Raw genomic sequence first — 16079 nt, 5'->3', positions numbered from 1 at the left:
AGAGGAGGCTGTGATCATGAAATACTACTGTGAAATCACAAGTTGGGGCGAAGAGGCCCTGCATTTTCTCGACGATCCGGCAGCCAATTTCATCATCATCTTCAACAACAATGCGCCGGCGGAACTTGCGGAATTCTCCGTTCTGCACACGACCGCCAACTACAACGAAGATCCCGCGCCGGGAGACACGATGATCATCTGCAATAAGGCGTTCAATATCACCGCCGTCGGCGACGAGGCGCTGCACACGCTGAAGGAACTCGGGCACTGTACGCTCTCCTTTAAGGGGGGAACCTCTCCGGAGCGGCCCGGCTGCATCATGTTGGAGGGGGACGATCCGCTCGTCAAAGCGGATTTTAAAATGGGCGCGACCATCGAGGTCTACTGAGCGTTTTACCGGTGAGGGAGCCGCCGTATCGGCGGCTCCTTTTTCTCACAATTCGATAGAAAAAATGCCAACGTGTTCGAGGATTTCTTGCATCATTTCTACGCAGCTTCGCTATGAAAGGAGGCCCTTGTGAAGAAGATCATCGACGACGTGCGCCTCATCTTTAAATGCTGTAGCCTCTACTACCAGGACGGGCTCGGGCAGAAGGAGATCTGCGAGGTGCTCGGCATCTCGCGTCCCACGGTCTCGCGCATGCTGAGCATCGGTAAGGAGCGCGGCATTGTGCGCATCGAGATCCAGAATCCGGACAACATCGCATACGGGCAGATGGAGCGTTCCCTCGAGAAGAAATACGCTCTGCAGGAGGTCATTATCGTTCCTTCCAGCCCGCTCTCGGAGGGGCGGTTCCCCCTCAGTTCGGAACTCGGCACCGCGACGCTCGAATATCTCTCACGTATTCTCACAGACGGTGATCTCGTCGGCATTACGATGGGATTCACGATACAGAATGTCGTGCGGTCGGATTATTTCATCCGCAGCCCAATCAAGGCGACATTCGTCCCTCTTGTGGGCGGGGTGGCGGAGAGCCGTCTCGACATCCACTCGAACTACCTCGCGCAGGAGTTTGCGGACCGTTTTGCCGGCGACTGCGTCCAGTTCTTTGCCCCCGCGGTCTTCTCGCGCCGCGAGGTGCTCGAAGGGTTCCTCGAGGAGCGTACGATCCGCAATGTGACGCGTCTCTACAGACGTCTCGACATGGTGCTCATGGGTATCGGCATCCCCTCGACCGACGATTCGACCATCCTGCAGACGGGTTATGTGGATCGTGCCGTTCTCGACGAATTTACGGCACGCGGGGCCGTGGGGGATATCGCGCTGCGCTATTTTGACAGGAACGGCGACACCAAAGCGTTCGAGTCCTTCAACGAGCGCGTTGCGGGCATCCCGCTCGATACGCTCAAAAAGATTCCCCGGCGTGTCGGCGTTGCGGGCGGCAGTCAAAAACGGGAAGCCGTCCTCGGCGCGGTGCGCGGCGGTTTCATCAATGTGCTCATCACGGATATCGACTGTGCGGAGCGGCTGATTTAGCGCATATGGGGGCGGCGCGCCGCAGGGAAAAGCGGACGCCGGCCTCTTTTTTGCGGGCGGGTCTTTCGTCAGGCGGGGGCTTTATGGTACAATGCAGGAAATTGCTTCGGAATTTGTGAGGTGCGCATTTGCATGAACGATGAGAAAACGCTTGCCTGGCCGGCGTATTTGCTGCTGCTCGTCATTATTTCCTTTCAGATCCTCTACGGAATCGGCGGGACCCCGATGCTGGATCCCGACGAACCGGTCTATGCGGAGACCGCGAAGGAGATGATTCGGTTCGGCGATTATCTCTCGCCGCGTATCTACAATGAATATTGGTATGACAAACCGCCGATCTTTTACTGGATGGTCGTCGCCTCACTCAAACTCTTCGGCGGTTTCAGCGAGTTTGCGGCGCGTCTGCCGGCCGCGCTCATGGCGATCGGTGCGGTCCTCATGACGGCGCTCTCGTCGGCGCGCCTTTTCGGCGCGCGCACAGGCTTCTGGGCGGGTATCGTGATGGGGACGAGCGTTATGCTCATGTATATGGGCAAGGCTTCCGTCACCGACACGACACTGCTGTTCTTTCTAACGGCGGCGCTCTTTAGCTTTATTCATCGGCATTACTGGCTCATGTATCTCGCGTGCGGGCTCGCCGTGATGACGAAGGGGCCGATCGGCGTCGTGTTCCCGGCAGGGATCGTCTTTTTCTACCTGCTCGTTACGCACCGGCTCGAGCAGATCCTGCGCATGCATGTCGCACGCGGCCTTCTGATCGTCGTCACCGTCGGTCTGCCGTGGTATGCCTATATGTACGATGTGCACGGTATGGCGTTTGTGCAGGAATTCATCGGCTTCCACAATGTCGGCCGATTCACGGCGCCGCTGCATCCCGTACGCGCGCATTGGTGGTTCTATCTGCCCGTGCTCATTCTCGGGTTCTTTCCGTGGACGGGGCTGCTCGTGCAGTCTGTCAAAAATGCCTTTTACCGGAGTTTCGGCGAGGAGGCGCAGCAGCTCGCCTTCTTTCAAGTGTGGTGGATTTTTGTCCTCGTGTTTTTCTCCATTGCGCAGACGAAGCAGGTCTCCTATATGCTCCTGTTGACGCCCGCGCTCTCGACGATCATTGCGTGGAACCTCGCGCGGATGCTCGACGACTGGCGGGAGACGCATTTCTCGTGGGCAGGCGGGAGCGCCGTCATGTTCCTCGCGGTCGGCCTCGGCTGGCTGATGAGCGGGGACAGCCTCGCGGAGCTCGCCGAGGGCGGACTTTGGCTCGGCGCCCTTACGCTCGTACTGGGCGCCTTGATCGTCTACAGTATTACGGCGTCTCATCATCTGCTGTGCGCCGCATGGCTGCATGCCGGCGCGGGCATTCTGACGATGGCGATCGCCTTTGGCGTGTTGATGCCGGCTGCCGCCGGTCATTTCAGTGTGAAGCAGGTGGCGCTGCACTATGCGCGGGAATACCGTGCCGCGGCGGATGCGGAGGGCCGTGTGCTCTACGTCGATAAACAGCTCCGTCCCGGCGTGATGCTCTATACGGATATTCCGGGCATCGAGGCGGACACGAACAATGCCGCCTCTCTTGCGGCACTGCGCGAGGATACGCGTCCGAAATACATTATTATGCGGGATTATATGTATCAAAAGATGAAGGCGGAGCTGGGCGCCGCGCGTTGGCAGCTCGTAGAGAATCATGACGGGCTCTGTATCTATAGGGATGATAAAGAATGAAGCGGCCGGTACTCTATCTCGTCGTTCCCTGCTATAACGAGCAGGAGGTGCTGTGCGATACGGCAGAGACGCTGACCGAGAAACTCACGCAGCTCATTGCGGCCGGCAGCATCGCGCCGGAGAGCCGCATTGCCTTCGTCAACGACGGCAGCCGGGATCGCACGTGGGACCTCATCGTCGAATGCGCACGGCGCAGCACTCTTTGTGCCGGCATCAATCTTGCGCACAACGAGGGGCATCAGAACGCCTTGCTCGCGGGTCTTATGACCGTACGCCCCTATGCGGACGTGACCGTTAGTATGGACGCGGATCTGCAGGACGATGCGGATGCGGTTGACGCCATGCTCGAAAAGTACGCGGTGGGCGCCAACATCGTCTACGGCGTGCGGGAGAACCGCGCGTCCGACAGTTTCTTCAAACGATTTACGGCGGAGACGTTCTACCGTGTGATGCGCGAGCTCGGTGCGGATATCGTATTCAACCACGCGGATTTTCGCCTGATGGATCGGCGCGCGCTCGAGGCGCTCGCGGCGTACCCGGAGGTAAATCTTTTCCTGCGCGGCATTGTGCCCATGATCGGGCTGTCGCATGATATCGTCTATTACAGCCGCAAGCCGCGTCTTGCGGGAGAATCAAAGTATCCCCTGCGCCGTATGGCTTCGTTCGCATGGGAGGGCGTAACGTCGCTCTCTGCCCGTCCCATCCGGCTCATCTCGCAGTTGGGCATGTTCATCTCCCTCGTCAGCGGAGGCATGCTCGTCTGGTCGATCATCCGGCATTTTATGGGGGAGACCATTGTCGGATGGACGAGTCTCGTCGTTTCCCTCTGGTTTCTAGGGGGACTGATCCTCCTCTCGATCGGTGTGATCGGGGAATACGTCGGAAAGATTTATTTGGAGGTCAAGCGCCGCCCGCGCTATCTCGTACGGGATTTCGTCGGCCTGGAAGAGAGCGGTGAGCAGCGCGAAACAAAAAAATCGTAAAAAATATAAAATTTTTTTGGAGAAAAGAAGGATATCTTCTTTTTGTGGAGAATTATTATTCGTGAAAGGGAGTATAGACCATATCTATACCATTTCACCATTATCTTTGTTGTGTATTTTATTTTTGGGAAGTTCGATCGATTTGGAACTTCCGCGATAGGAGGGCTTTTTATGTCAAAATTTTATCTTGCGCACGGGTCGCGCGTCGTCGAGGTCTATGGAGATGAGGCGCACGAGCTTACGTGCTGCGGTACGGAGCTGAAAGAACTCACGCCGAATACGGTGGATGCCGCACACGAGAAGCACGTGCCTGTGCCGACCTATGATGCGGCGAAGAACGAGGTGCGTGTGAGCGTCGGCTCGGTTGCGCATCCGATGACGGAGGCACATCTCATCGACTGGGTCCTGCTCGTGACGAAGAAGGGCGAACAGCGTTTGGACCTCACCCCCGAGGACGCCCCCGCGGTGACGTTCCGCCTTGCGGACGGCGATGCGCCGGTGAAAGTGCTTGCCTACTGCAACCTGCACGGGCTGTGGCAGGCCGAGATCTAAGAGACGGTTCGTTTCCCCCGTAAAAAGCTGCCGTACGCCGCGCGCGTGCGGCGGCTTTTTTGCAGCGAGACGCACTGCAGCCGTGTCCGGAAGAAAAATCCGTCGCGTTTCCCGCTCGTTTCATGTATAATAAACATACGGCTATTTCTCAGTGGAGAACCATGCATTGCAGGAATGGAGGAGGTCGGCGGTATGCGCTGGGCACAGGTAAGCGTCGTAACGACACATGAGGCTGCGGATCTGATCGCGAACATTCTGATGGAACTCGGTGCGGCAGGCGTCGAGATCGACGACCCGTCGCTCGTCAACGAATACATTGACACGGGACTTTGGGACTATACCGATCTCCCGCGCGCGGAGAATACGGACACGTTGACCGTACGGGCGTATCTGCCGGAGGACGCGCAGCTTGAGGGGCGTCTGCTGCGCCTCTCGGCGCGCGTGGAGGCGCTTCGGGAGGGCGGGGTATGCGTCGGCATCGGGGCGATTTCGCATACGTTTGTTGCGGATGAGGATTGGGCGGAGACGTGGAAAGCGTATGTCCGTACGGAAAAGATCGGCGAGCGCATCGTTGTCCGTCCCACATGGGAGGAATATACCCCGTCGGCCAACGAGATTGTTATCGACATGGATCCGGGCACGGCGTTCGGCACGGGGGCTCATGCGACGACGGCAATGTGTCTGCGCTCTTTGGAGCATCTCGTCGCTCCGGGGATGCGCGTCTACGATGTCGGCTGCGGCTCCGGCATCCTGGCCGTCGCCGCGGCAAAACTCGGCGCGGGCGAAGTCATCGCGACGGACTTCGACCCGGTTGCCGTCCGCGTCGCCGAACAAAATATCGCGCAGAATCATGTGCGGGGGCGCGTCGCCGCGCTGGAGAGCGATTTGCTCGCCGTGTGTGAAGGAATGCCGCCGGCGCAGCTCATTACGGCAAATATCATTGCGGATGTCGTTATCCGCCTGCTCGGGGATCTCGACCGCTACCTCGCACGGGGCGGGACGTTCCTTGCGTCCGGCATCATCGACGACCGCATCAAAGATGTGGAGCGTGCGGCCGGGACGCACGGGTTTACCGTGCTCAATATGCTCTGCGAGAAAGAATGGGCGGCGATGATCATGCGCCGTACCGCGGATCTTCCCATATAATGCGGCGCCTCTTTTACGCAGGGGAACTTGCATCGGAAATCAGGATCACAGGCGGGGACGCGCACCATCTCGCGCGCGTGATGCGCGCACAGATCGGCGATACCGTCGTCGTCGCGGGGGCCGACGGGCGCGCCGCGCGTATGACGGTGGCGGCGGTTGTACGGGACGCGGTGACGCTGCGTCTGGCAGAATATCTGCCGGCTGCGGCGGGAGCTGCGGTAGAGATCGTTCTTGTACAGGCCGTCCTCAAAGGGGAGAAGATGGATTTTGTCGTGCAGAAGGCGGCCGAACTCGGCGCTGCGGCAGTCTGCCCGATCACGACGGAGTATGTTGTCGTGCGCTACGACGCAAAAAAAGCGGCGGCTAAGACCGCGCGCTGGCAAAAGATCGCCGACGAAGCGGCAAAGCAGTGCGGGCGCAGCGCGCTTATGCGCGTCGCTCCGGTTGCGGCCGTTGCGGAACTGCTTGCAGACGAGGCGCTCTTCGGCACGCCGGATACGGCGGTGATCCTTTGCTACGAGGCGGAACGTGCAGCGTCTATACGCAGCGTGCTTCGCGCTTTGACGATGCGGCGCGTTGTGCTGATTGTCGGGGCGGAGGGCGGGTTTTCTCCGGCCGAAGCCGCGCGCCTCACCGCCGCGGGCGCACGGCCCGTTTCACTCGGGCGCCTGATCCTGCGTGCGGAGACGGCGGCGCTTGCCGCGCTCACCGTGGCGCAGTACGAATTGGGAAATTTGGATCTATGAAAGGAAATAAATTATGAAGCGAATCTATATGGCCGCGGCCGCGGGAGCAATGGCAATCTCGCTCTTCGTCGGATGCGGCGGCAATGACACGGGGGCGGCCGCCGGACAGGCTGCGAGTCCACAGCAGCAGGAGGCGTCGGGAAAGGGACTGACGGGAGAGACCGCGCCGACCTTTACGCTCAAGAACCTCGCGGGAGAAGATGTTGCCGTCGAGGCGAAGGGGAAGCCCTACGTGATCAACTTTTGGGCGACATGGTGCCCGCCCTGTCAGGCGGAGATCCCCGATATCGCGGCATTCTACGCGTCGCACCGGGACAGCGTTGACTTCTACGCCGTCAACCTGCAGGAAGAAGTCCAGCCGGTCAAGGGATTCCTCGCGGACCGCAAGGCGGATATCCCCGTCCTGCTCGATACGAAGGGGACGGCCGCAGCGCTTTACGGCGTGCGCGCTATTCCGACGACCGTCGTGGTCAATGCGGAGGGGAAGGTGGTCTACCGCAGAACGGGCGGTGTGACGAAGGAGCAGCTCGAAGATGTCGTTAACCATCTTTAAGAATTTTTCCTGCGGAGGGGGGATCGGCCTATGACCCTCACCATGCTCGGCGGGGCGTTTCTTGCCGGATTCCTCTCTTTCGTTTCGCCCTGCGTCCTGCCGCTTCTTCCGACGTTCTCGCTCATTCTCGCACAGAACAGCAAACAGGACGGGGAAGAGGCGCGGCGCCTTTACGCGAATACGACGGCGTTTCTCGCGGGCTTTACGCTCGTCTTTGTCCTCTTGGGCGCGACCGCGTCTCTTGTCGGGGCGTGGCTCTTTTCCTATCAAGATATTCTGCGGCAGGGCGCGGCCGTGCTCATCATCGTTATGGGATGCTTCATGACGGGGTGGATACGTATCCCGCTGCTGCTGCGCGAATATCGTCCGTTCCAACGTAAGGGGTTCGCCGGCATCGGCGGCGCGTTCCTGCTCGGATGCGGATTTACGCTCGGCTGGACCCCTTGTACGGGGCCGATGCTCGCGACGATCCTTATCTATGCGGGCGATACGGCGACGGTCGGGGCGGGTGCGCTCCTGCTCTTTGTCTATAGCCTCGGCTTTGCCGTGCCGTTCTTCCTGCTCGCCGTCATTTGGCGCCGCCACATCATGAAACTGCGCGCATTCTATCAATATCTGCCTGCGATTCAGCGCGCGGCGGGCGTCGTGCTGATCCTCCTCGGCATTCTCCTTTGGACGGATTCGCTGACCCGGCTCGTTCGATTGCTTTCATAGGACTATAACCGAAACGGCCTCCTTCTGTCCGATGCGGATAGGGAGAGGCCGTTTGTTATGCCGTATGGATTTGTACATTGTGTTTTAATCTCGTATATGCTATGGTATACGGGAAGGAGAATATCGTGCCGCCAACAGCTTTTGCCACCCGTGAAATTGTCTTTACAGCGCTCATGACCGCGCTTGTCTTCGTCGCGACTTTTGTGCCGCATATTCCGATTCCGCTCGGCTACGCCCATCTCGGCGATGCGGTGATCTTCCTGCTCGCCTTGCTTGCCCCGCGCCGCACGGCAGTGACTGCCGCGTGTCTCGGCTCGGCGCTTGCCGATCTCCTCGGCGGCTTTGCCCTGTGGGTGCTCCCGACGATTGTCATTAAATACGGCATGGCGGAGATTGTCTACCGCATCGCAGCGCCGCGGCAACGGGCGACCGGTCGGATACGGATCGTCGCGGCTCTTACCATATCAAGCGTTTGGATGGCCGCTGCCTACACGTTTGCGGGGGCAGTGCTCTATGACAGCATGGCCGCGGCGCTTGCATCCGCCCCCGGACTTCTTGCCGAAGGCGTTGTCAACAGCATCGCCGCCTTTTTGTTTCTGCCGATGCTGCGCGGGCGTTTCCCACAGATCTGATGCGCCGGCACTTTATGAATGGGGCAGGTATTTCCGATAAACAGCAGTGTGTAAGATGCCGATCCCAAGGAGTTTGCATCCTGACAACAGCTGAGGCGTAAGGAGTATGTTATGCAGATTGTCAAATATATGTTTCAGCCGCATGGGGACGACCGCGGCATGCTCGTCGCGCTCGAGGAGTTCAACGATATTCCATTCCGCATCAAGCGCGTCTACTATATGTACGATACGATTGCTGGGGTGGTGCGCGGGCATCATGCGCACAAGAATCTCGAGCAGATACTCATCTGCATTCACGGCAGCTGCAAGATTCGCCTCGACAACGGACGTGAGAAGAAGGTCGTTCCGCTCGAAAAACCTTATGAAGGTTTATATGTCGCAAACAATATGTGGCGCGAAATGTACGACTTTTCCCCCGATGCCGTCTTGATGGTCTTGGCGTCCGAGGTATATGACGCGGCGGATTATATCAGAGATTATGACGAGTTCCTGCATATGGTGAAGGGAGAGGCGCATGAGGATTGATTTAGCGGTACTAGACCGTCAATTTGAACTGCATCGTGCGGAATATGAGGGGGCGGCGCTGCGCGCACTCCGTTCGGGTCGGTATATCTTAGGGCCTGAGCTCGAGGCGTTCGAGCGCGAGTTTGCCGCGTTCACGGGAGCGAAATACTGCGTCGGGCTGAACTCTGGACTCGACGCGCTGACACTCTCTGTCCGCGCGCTCGGCATCGGCGCGGGGGACGAGGTGGTCGTGCCGGCGAATACGTACATCGCCACGGTGCTCGCGGTGACGGAGAACGGCGCGACACCCGTATTCATCGAGCCGGATGCGTACTATAATCTGGATACAGAGCGGCTTGCGGCAGCCGTTACGCCCCGCACGCGCGCGGTTATGCCCGTGCATCTCTACGGGCAGGCAGTCCATATGCCGCCCGTGATGGAGATTGCACAGCGATACGGGCTTGCCGTGATTGAGGACTGCGCACAGTCGCACGGGGCGCATTTCGGCGATACGATGACGGGGCGGTTCGGGGCGATTGGCTGTTTCAGTTTCTACCCGACCAAGAATCTCGGCGCATTCGGCGATGCCGGCGCGATTGTAACGGATGATGCCGACCTTGCGGAAAAAATACGTATGCTGCGCAACTACGGCAGCAGGGAAAAATATCATAATGAACTGTGCGGTGTCAACTCGCGTCTCGATGAGCTGCAGGCGGCGCTTCTGCGCACAAAACTGAAACATCTGCCTGCGCTCACCGCCGAGCGTCAGGCAATCGCTGAAAAATATCTCGCGGGGATACAAAACGATCGTATCACACTCCCGCAGACGCGTCCGGGCGCGGAGCACGTCTACCACCAGTTCGTCGTGCGTACGGCGGAGCGTGACCGCCTGCAGGCCTATCTGAGAGAGCACGGCATCGATACGGTGATCCACTACCCGATCCCGCCCCATCTCGCGGAGTGCTACCGATCCCTCGGACATGCGCACGGGGACTTCCCCGTGACGGAGCAATACGCCGACGAGGTGCTCAGCCTGCCCATGTTCAACGGCATGCGAGACGATGAGATCGGATACGTTATTGATACGCTCAATCGATTTTCCTGAGCGGTAGGGAGAGAAATTTGATGGGCAAGATTCGATTGGACGGCAGACGCGTTTACCTCGCAGAGGTGGAGGAGCGGTATTTTCCCTATATCATCGATTGGCGCAACGACCCGGAGAATAACCGGTTCCTCAATCAGCCGTTCCTCCTCACGCAGGAGAACCAGCGGGCATGGTACCGGCACTATGCGGCGGACGATACGCAGGGCCTGTTCGTTATGGTCGCAAGGGAGGGAGACGTCCCCTTCGGCACGATCGGCTGGACGCATTATGATCCTGCGGCGCGGGTCTGCATTACGGGACGCGTATTGGTCGGGAACCGCGCATATCGGAGAAGCGCAGCGTTTGCTGAGGCGGCACTTCTGCACGCGCGGTTTCTCTTCGAGGGGCTCGGCGTGACGATCAATTATATCCATGCCGTGCGGGAGAATGAGAGAGCGCTGAATTTTTACCGGCGTACGGGCTATCGCGTGAACTATGGAACGATACGCTTTCCGGAGGAGATGTTCGTCAACAATATGCATCAGAAGGAACTCTTTCGCGAGTGGACGGATTATCGACGCTATGCGGCAGAGGCTGAGGCGGCACTCGGATATCCCGCGGATATCGGGTAAACGCCGTCCGACAATAGAAATAGACACAGCAATAGGGAGACGATACACGCGATGCGGCGTGCTTCGTCTCCCTATTGCTATGGAATTTAAAAATTTTCGATGATACGAATCTCGTTCTGCATGATATAGCGCTCTCGTGTGGGGGCAATACCGCTGACGAGGCGGTCGTAGGTGATCTGCATGGCAATCTCGCCCTGCCGGCGCGGGTGTTGGTAGATAGCGGCGTCGATGACGCCTGCACGCAGCGATCGCTCGATGGCGGGAATGGTATCGAAGGTGACGATGGTTACGTCCTGCGCCCGTCTGCGTTTTACGAATGCTTGGCAGACGCCGTGCGCGCCGCCCGAGGTCGCGATGAAAAAGGCGTTCATTTTGGGATGTTCGTCGATGATCCGAAGCGTTTCTTCATAGGCGTGGATATCGTCGTCGGAATCCTCCTCCACGGCGACGACACCGCAGTCCGTTTCCATATTGAGGCGGCTGCGGAATCCCTCGACACGCTGCAAATGCCCGAGCATGCGCTCTCCGCTGTAACTGACGCCGGCGTTGATGGGCCCCCTGCATATCTTGCGCAGGAGCGCCGCCGCGGTGCGTCCGCCCGCCTCGTAATCGCAGCCCACATAGATATGGGGAAGCGGGGTCTCAAAGTCGTTGTTGAGCGAGACCACAAAGATGCCGTCCGTAATGGCGGATTCGAGGGCGGCGATCACCTGCGGATCGTTGATAGGATTGATGATCAGCGCCTCAGCACCCATTGCACGCAGCGCATTGATCGCTGCGCATTGGTCGGCGACGCTGTAGCCGGTGAGAAGATGCCACTCTGTCTCGAGTCCGAAACGGCCGTAATAGTCGGCAGCTTTGCGCAGGGCGGTGATGATGGGGGAGAAGAATTGGATCTCGCTTGCCGCGATGACAATTCCCGCAATGGGGCTCTGCTTCTGGGAGACGAGCGCACGTGCTGCGGGATTCGGCCGATAGCCGAACTCGGCCATCGTTTTGAGGATCAGCGCGCGTTTTTCCTCTTTGACATTGCCGCGTCCGTTGATGACGCGGTCGACCGTTCCGCGCGAGACCCCGCATAGTTCCGCAATCTGTTTGATGGTAATCATATATCCGCCTCCCCATTGTGCCACATTATACGTTCTTTTTTCCTGTTTGACAAATATTTTGTAGAAATTCCGGTAATTCAGACTTGACATTCATTCCTTTCTCTGTTAATCTATAACTGTGCTCGAGCACAGTTATAACAGTGCATGATAAACATTGTATATTTAATTGGTTTATATGCATAAATTTTGCTCGAACACATGCTGAGCGAAAAGTCCTAAGAGAGGACGTTATGGTCATTGTTTAGGAGGCTGATAAGGATGCGCATGAAGAAACTCCTAGCCTGTGGTCTGGCAGTTGTGACCGCAGCTTTTTTTGCCGGATGCGGCGGATCAAACGGCGCGGGCGGTACGTCGGGTGACGGCAAGGGGGTCAAGGTCGGCGTCTCGATGCCGACGAAATCGCTCCAGCGTTGGAATCAGGACGGCGCGAACATGGAGAAGAAGCTGCGTGAGAAGGGCTATGACGTGGATCTGCAGTTCGCCGAGAACAAGGTGGAGACACAGGTATCTCAGATTGAGAATATGATCACAAAGGGCTGTAAGGTCGTTGTTGTCGGCTCGATCGACGGCAGTGCCCTCTCTTCGGTACTCAACGAGGCGAAGAATGCGGGCGTTGCGGTCATCGCCTACGACCGCCTCATTATGAATACGGATGCGGTCAATTACTACGCGACATTTGACAACTACCTCGTCGGAAAGATCCAGGGGCAGTACATCGCGGATAAACTCGGGTTGGCCGAGGGCAAAGGCCCCTTCAACCTCGAGATTTCGACGGGGCCGATGGACGACAACAATGTCAACTTCTTCTTCGGCGGCGCGATGGACGTGCTGAAGCCTTACATCGATAAGGGGCAGCTCGTCGTCCGCTCGGGTCAGATGACACGCGAGCAGTGCGCGACGCCGAACTGGGACGAGGCAAAGGCACAGGAGCGTATGGACAACATCCTGACGACATATTATACGGGCGCGAATGTGGATGCGGTGCTCTGCTCGAACGACTCCGTTTCTCTCGGCGTGCAGTCGGCACTGAAATCTGCGGGCTATAACACAGCGGGGAAGAAGCTGCCGGTAATCACGGGACAGGATGCGAATCTGCCGAACGTGAAGGCGATCGTTGCAGGGGAGCAGTCAATGTCTGTGTTCAAGGATACGCGTGCGCTTGCGGATGAGGTTGTGAAGATGGTCGAAGCAGTCCTTAATAAGCAGGAGCCGGAGGTCAATAACACGAAGGATTACAACAACGGCGTGAAGGTCGTTCCTTCGTACCTTCTCGAGCCGAAATTTGTCGATGCCTCCAACTATAAGGCCCTGCTGATCGATTCCGGATACTACACCGAAGCCGAGCTGCAGAAGTAAATAGAACGATGCTGCGTCCTCTGTCGATTCTTCGGGAACCGGAATGGTCTCATCGGATCGCAGGGGACGTTTTTTCTGGGAGGTGAAACTATGGCGGACATACTCTTGCAAATGCAGGACATCGAGAAAGTTTTTCCCGGAGGAGTGCGCGCTCTCGATAAGGTTAATATATCCGTGCGCGCGGGGGAGATTCACGCGCTGGTGGGCGAGAACGGCGCAGGAAAGTCCACGCTCATGAACGTGCTGAGCGGTGTGTACCCCTATGGGAGCTACGGCGGGACAATTCTCTATGACGGTGCGGAATGCAAGTTTCACGACATTCGTGAAAGCGAGCGGGTCGGTATCGTTATTATTCATCAGGAACTGGCGCTCATTCCTTATCTTTCGGCGATGGAAAATATCTTTCTCGGCAACGAGCGGCAGTCGCACGGCATCATCGACTGGGAGACCGTTTATGAACGCTCCGTCGAACTCATGAAACGCGTGGGGCTGCACGATTTGCCGGAGACTCCCGTGAACAAGATGGGCGTCGGCAAGCAGCAGCTCGTCGAGATCGCGAAGGCCCTCGCCAAAGATGTCCGCCTCCTCATCCTCGACGAACCGACGGCGGCGCTCAACGATGACGACAGTGAGAAACTGCTCAAACTCATTTTGGAACTGCGAGACCGCCTCGGGATGACGGCGATCATCATTTCTCATAAGCTGAATGAGGTCACGCGCGTTGCCAATAAGATCACGGTGATCCGGGACGGGCGTACGATTGAAACGCTTACGAAGGGCGCTGACGACATCTCGGAGGAGCGCATCATCCGCGGTATGGTCGGGCGCGAGATTACGGACCGATACCCGCAGCGCCGGCAGCAGAATATCGGCGAAGTCTGCCTTGAGGTGCAGGATTGGTGCGTGGATTCGCCCTACATTGCGGGGCGCCGCGTGGTGGATCATGTGAACCTCCGCCTGCGCCGCGGCGAGGTGGTCGGCATCGCGGGCCTCATGGGCGCGGGGCGCACGGAGCTTGCGATGAGCCTTTTCGGCAAGTCGTTCGGACGCAATATCACGGGCCGTATCTATAAGGACGGCAAGGAGATTCGTGTGGACAGCGTGGGCGACGCGATTGCACACGGCATCGCCTACGTCACAGAGGACCGCAAGGGGCAGGGGCTCATTCTCGGACAGAGCATCCGCGAGAATATTAGCCTGCCGACACTTCCGCGGCTCGCTGCACACGGCGTGATCCGCGAGGAGGAGGAGATCGGCGTTGCGGAGGACTACCTGAAGAAACTGCGCATCAAAGCGCCCGGCATCTATCAGCGCGCGCGCAATCTTTCAGGCGGCAATCAGCAGAAGGTCATGCTCGCGCGTTGGCTGTATGCGGACCCCGATGTGCTGATTCTCGACGAGCCGACGCGCGGCATCGACGTCGGAGCAAAGTATGAAATATACTGCGTGATCAACGAACTCGCGGCGGCGGGTAAATGTGTGCTCGTGATCTCTTCGGAGCTGCCGGAGGTGCTCGGCGTCAGCGACCGCATCTACGTCATGAACGAGGGACGGTTTGTGGGCGAACTGCCCGCGGAGGAAGCGTCGCAGGAGAGCATCATGCGGTACATCATGCGGAGCAATACCCGGCAGTCAAAGGCCGGATGACGGAGGAGGAATCCATATGAGTGGGAAAAAAGAAGAGTCATCCGGCGTGCGTGCCGCCGGTATCGTGCAGGCGGCGGTGCATAAATACGCGATGTTTATCGCGCTGGTCGTGATTGCGCTCTTTTTCCAATGGTGTACGGACGGCGTGCTGCTTGCGCCGATGAATATTTCGAAACTCGTGATGCAGAACAGCTACATTTTGATTCTCGCCATCGGTATGCTGCCCTGCATTTTAACGGGGGATATCGACCTCTCCGTCGGTTCGGTTGTCGCCGTGATCGGCGCGGTCGCGGCGACGATGATCGTCACGATGGGCATGTCCGTGCCGCTGACGATCGCTGCGTGCATTCTGCTCGGCATCGCCATCGGTGCGTGGCAGGGATTTTGGATCGCGTTTGTGCGCGTGCCCGCCTTCATCGTGACACTTGCGGGGATGCTGCTCTTCCGCGGGGCGACGATGATTATTTTGGACGGAAACACACTCTCACCGTTTCCCGAGAGCTATCAATTCGTTGCGCAGCGCTTCCTTGCGGACATTCCTATCATCGGTGCGCTCCCCATGAGCACGATGCTCGTCGGCGTCCTCATCGCCGCGATCGGCATCTATATTGTCCTGAACGGACGGCGGCAGCGCCTGCGCCATGGGATTCCGGCGGACAGCGCTGCCGTATTCACGGTGAAATGCGCGGCGATCGTCCTCGTCAGTCTCGTCTCCTGCTATTGGCTTGATCGGTTCAAGGGGCTGCCAGTCATCCTGATCCTGCTCGGTTTCCTTGTGGCGCTGTATTCCTTTATCTGCAGCCGGACGGTGTTCGGCCGCCACATCTATGCGGTGGGCGGCAACGAGCGTGCGGCGCAGCTCTCGGGCATCAAGACGCGTTGGGTACGGTTCATCGTCTTTGTCAATATGGGGCTGATGGCTGCCGTCGCCGGACTCGTCTTCTCCGCTCGTTTGAACGCGGCGGCGCCTTCGGCGGGCATGATGTTCGAGCTGGACGCCATCGCCGCGTGCTATATCGGCGGCGCATCCGCGACGGGCGGCATTGGGACGATCATCGGCGCGGTGGTGGGCGGCCTCGTCATGGGCGTACTCAACAACGGTATGTCGATCATGGGCGTCGGCATCGATTGGCAGCAGGCGATCAAGGGCCTCGTGCTTCTCGCGGCGGTCGCATTCGATATCTACAATCAGTCGGCGAAATCGTAAGCGGCATGAAAAGAGAGG

At 58.5% G+C, this 16079-nt stretch carries 17 protein-coding genes; 16 read left to right on the top strand and 1 reads right to left on the bottom strand.

Translation table 11 applies throughout. The features are described from left to right. Positions 1-16 precede the first annotated feature (16 nt). From HMPREF9161_RS03650 to HMPREF9161_RS03590, 13 genes are all read left to right on the top strand, one after another. A complete protein-coding gene (locus HMPREF9161_RS03650) occupies positions 17-388 on the top strand; it encodes a PTS glucitol/sorbitol transporter subunit IIA (RefSeq protein ID WP_009728333.1) in 372 nt (123 codons plus the stop codon). A 129-nt stretch (positions 389-517) separates the two neighbouring features. Then, on the top strand, positions 518-1477 hold the full coding sequence (locus HMPREF9161_RS03645) for a sugar-binding transcriptional regulator (protein WP_009728332.1): 960 nt from the start codon (positions 518-520) through the stop codon (positions 1475-1477). A gap of 132 nt (positions 1478-1609) precedes the next feature. Then, a complete protein-coding gene (locus tag HMPREF9161_RS03640; RefSeq protein ID WP_009728331.1) occupies positions 1610-3196 on the top strand; it encodes a glycosyltransferase family 39 protein in 1587 nt (528 codons plus the stop codon). Further along, positions 3193-4179 carry a glycosyltransferase family 2 protein gene (locus tag HMPREF9161_RS03635; protein ID WP_009728330.1) on the top strand — a complete coding sequence of 329 codons (987 nt, stop codon included), beginning with the start codon at positions 3193-3195 and terminating at the stop codon, positions 4177-4179. Before HMPREF9161_RS03640 ends, HMPREF9161_RS03635 begins: the two co-directional genes overlap by 4 nt. Positions 4180-4350: 171 nt before the next feature. Further along, positions 4351-4731, top strand: a complete 381-nt coding sequence (locus tag HMPREF9161_RS03630) for a desulfoferrodoxin family protein (RefSeq protein ID WP_009728329.1) — start codon at positions 4351-4353, stop codon at positions 4729-4731. Between the two features lie 192 nt (positions 4732-4923). After that, the gene (prmA, locus tag HMPREF9161_RS03625) at positions 4924-5877 is read left to right on the top strand and encodes a 50S ribosomal protein L11 methyltransferase (protein ID WP_009728328.1); all 954 of its coding nucleotides are present in this window, start codon (positions 4924-4926) and stop codon (positions 5875-5877) included. Then, a complete protein-coding gene (locus HMPREF9161_RS03620) occupies positions 5877-6623 on the top strand; it encodes a 16S rRNA (uracil(1498)-N(3))-methyltransferase (RefSeq protein WP_009728327.1) in 747 nt (248 codons plus the stop codon). Before prmA ends, HMPREF9161_RS03620 begins: the two co-directional genes overlap by 1 nt. Before the next feature lie 13 nt (positions 6624-6636). Beyond that, positions 6637-7176 carry a TlpA disulfide reductase family protein gene (locus HMPREF9161_RS03615; protein WP_009728326.1) on the top strand — a complete coding sequence of 180 codons (540 nt, stop codon included), beginning with the start codon at positions 6637-6639 and terminating at the stop codon, positions 7174-7176. Between the two features lie 30 nt (positions 7177-7206). Then, positions 7207-7890 (top strand): cytochrome c biogenesis CcdA family protein, encoded by a 684-nt coding sequence (locus HMPREF9161_RS03610; RefSeq protein WP_009728325.1) that lies wholly within the window; start codon positions 7207-7209, stop codon positions 7888-7890. Between the two features lie 101 nt (positions 7891-7991). Next, a complete protein-coding gene (locus HMPREF9161_RS03605) occupies positions 7992-8522 on the top strand; it encodes an ECF transporter S component (RefSeq protein ID WP_051010573.1) in 531 nt (176 codons plus the stop codon). Positions 8523-8633: 111 nt separating this feature from the next. After that, entirely contained in the window at positions 8634-9047 is a 414-nt protein-coding gene (locus tag HMPREF9161_RS03600; RefSeq protein ID WP_009728323.1) for an FdtA/QdtA family cupin domain-containing protein, read from the top strand. Then, positions 9037-10131: a DegT/DnrJ/EryC1/StrS aminotransferase family protein gene (locus tag HMPREF9161_RS03595; RefSeq protein WP_009728322.1), complete on the top strand. Its 1095-nt coding sequence runs from the start codon at positions 9037-9039 to the stop codon at positions 10129-10131. Before HMPREF9161_RS03600 ends, HMPREF9161_RS03595 begins: the two co-directional genes overlap by 11 nt. A gap of 20 nt (positions 10132-10151) precedes the next feature. Then, positions 10152-10742 carry a GNAT family N-acetyltransferase gene (locus tag HMPREF9161_RS03590; protein WP_009728321.1) on the top strand — a complete coding sequence of 197 codons (591 nt, stop codon included), beginning with the start codon at positions 10152-10154 and terminating at the stop codon, positions 10740-10742. An 86-nt stretch (positions 10743-10828) separates the two neighbouring features. Here HMPREF9161_RS03590 and HMPREF9161_RS03585 read toward each other — a convergent pair whose 3' ends face one another. Continuing rightward, complete coding sequence (locus HMPREF9161_RS03585; protein WP_009728320.1) at positions 10829-11851, bottom strand: LacI family DNA-binding transcriptional regulator; 1023 nt, start codon at positions 11849-11851, stop codon at positions 10829-10831. 258 nt (positions 11852-12109) lie between these two features. On the opposite strand from HMPREF9161_RS03585, the gene chvE reads away from it, so the two are divergent. The 3 genes from chvE to mmsB all read left to right on the top strand — a co-directional run bounded on the left by chvE (position 12110) and on the right by mmsB (position 16061). Further along, complete coding sequence (chvE, locus tag HMPREF9161_RS03580; protein ID WP_009728319.1) at positions 12110-13207, top strand: multiple monosaccharide ABC transporter substrate-binding protein; 1098 nt, start codon at positions 12110-12112, stop codon at positions 13205-13207. Positions 13208-13297: 90 nt separating this feature from the next. Further along, the gene (mmsA, locus tag HMPREF9161_RS03575) at positions 13298-14854 is read left to right on the top strand and encodes a multiple monosaccharide ABC transporter ATP-binding protein (protein WP_009728318.1); all 1557 of its coding nucleotides are present in this window, start codon (positions 13298-13300) and stop codon (positions 14852-14854) included. A 16-nt stretch (positions 14855-14870) separates the two neighbouring features. Beyond that, positions 14871-16061, top strand: coding sequence for a multiple monosaccharide ABC transporter permease (gene mmsB / locus HMPREF9161_RS03570; RefSeq protein WP_009728317.1), 1191 nt, complete (start codon positions 14871-14873; stop codon positions 16059-16061). Positions 16062-16079 lie beyond the last annotated feature (18 nt).

Source organism: Selenomonas sp. F0473, from assembly GCF_000315545.1.
GTDB lineage: Bacteria > Bacillota > Negativicutes > Selenomonadales > Selenomonadaceae > Centipeda.
This window is presented reverse-complemented; position numbering and strand designations above follow the sequence as displayed.

Bases quoted from the DNA above. Each gene is read 5' to 3' on its own strand.
- HMPREF9161_RS03650 (WP_009728333.1), top strand. From the start codon at position 17: ATGAAATACTACTGTGAAATCACAAGTTGGGGCGAAGAGGCCCTGCAT.
- HMPREF9161_RS03640 (WP_009728331.1), top strand. From the start codon at position 1,610: ATGAACGATGAGAAAACGCTTGCCTGGCCGGCGTATTTGCTGCTGCTC.
- HMPREF9161_RS03635 (WP_009728330.1), top strand. From the start codon at position 3,193: ATGAAGCGGCCGGTACTCTATCTCGTCGTTCCCTGCTATAACGAGCAG.
- HMPREF9161_RS03630 (WP_009728329.1), top strand. From the start codon at position 4,351: ATGTCAAAATTTTATCTTGCGCACGGGTCGCGCGTCGTCGAGGTCTAT.
- prmA (WP_009728328.1), top strand. From the start codon at position 4,924: ATGCGCTGGGCACAGGTAAGCGTCGTAACGACACATGAGGCTGCGGAT.
- HMPREF9161_RS03620 (WP_009728327.1), top strand. From the start codon at position 5,877: ATGCGGCGCCTCTTTTACGCAGGGGAACTTGCATCGGAAATCAGGATC.
- HMPREF9161_RS03615 (WP_009728326.1), top strand. From the start codon at position 6,637: ATGAAGCGAATCTATATGGCCGCGGCCGCGGGAGCAATGGCAATCTCG.
- HMPREF9161_RS03610 (WP_009728325.1), top strand. From the start codon at position 7,207: ATGACCCTCACCATGCTCGGCGGGGCGTTTCTTGCCGGATTCCTCTCT.
- HMPREF9161_RS03605 (WP_051010573.1), top strand. From the start codon at position 7,992: ATGGTATACGGGAAGGAGAATATCGTGCCGCCAACAGCTTTTGCCACC.
- HMPREF9161_RS03600 (WP_009728323.1), top strand. From the start codon at position 8,634: ATGCAGATTGTCAAATATATGTTTCAGCCGCATGGGGACGACCGCGGC.
- HMPREF9161_RS03595 (WP_009728322.1), top strand. From the start codon at position 9,037: ATGAGGATTGATTTAGCGGTACTAGACCGTCAATTTGAACTGCATCGT.
- HMPREF9161_RS03590 (WP_009728321.1), top strand. From the start codon at position 10,152: ATGGGCAAGATTCGATTGGACGGCAGACGCGTTTACCTCGCAGAGGTG.
- HMPREF9161_RS03585 (WP_009728320.1), bottom strand. From the start codon at position 11,851: ATGATTACCATCAAACAGATTGCGGAACTATGCGGGGTCTCGCGCGGA.
- chvE (WP_009728319.1), top strand. From the start codon at position 12,110: ATGCGCATGAAGAAACTCCTAGCCTGTGGTCTGGCAGTTGTGACCGCA.
- mmsA (WP_009728318.1), top strand. From the start codon at position 13,298: ATGGCGGACATACTCTTGCAAATGCAGGACATCGAGAAAGTTTTTCCC.
- mmsB (WP_009728317.1), top strand. From the start codon at position 14,871: ATGAGTGGGAAAAAAGAAGAGTCATCCGGCGTGCGTGCCGCCGGTATC.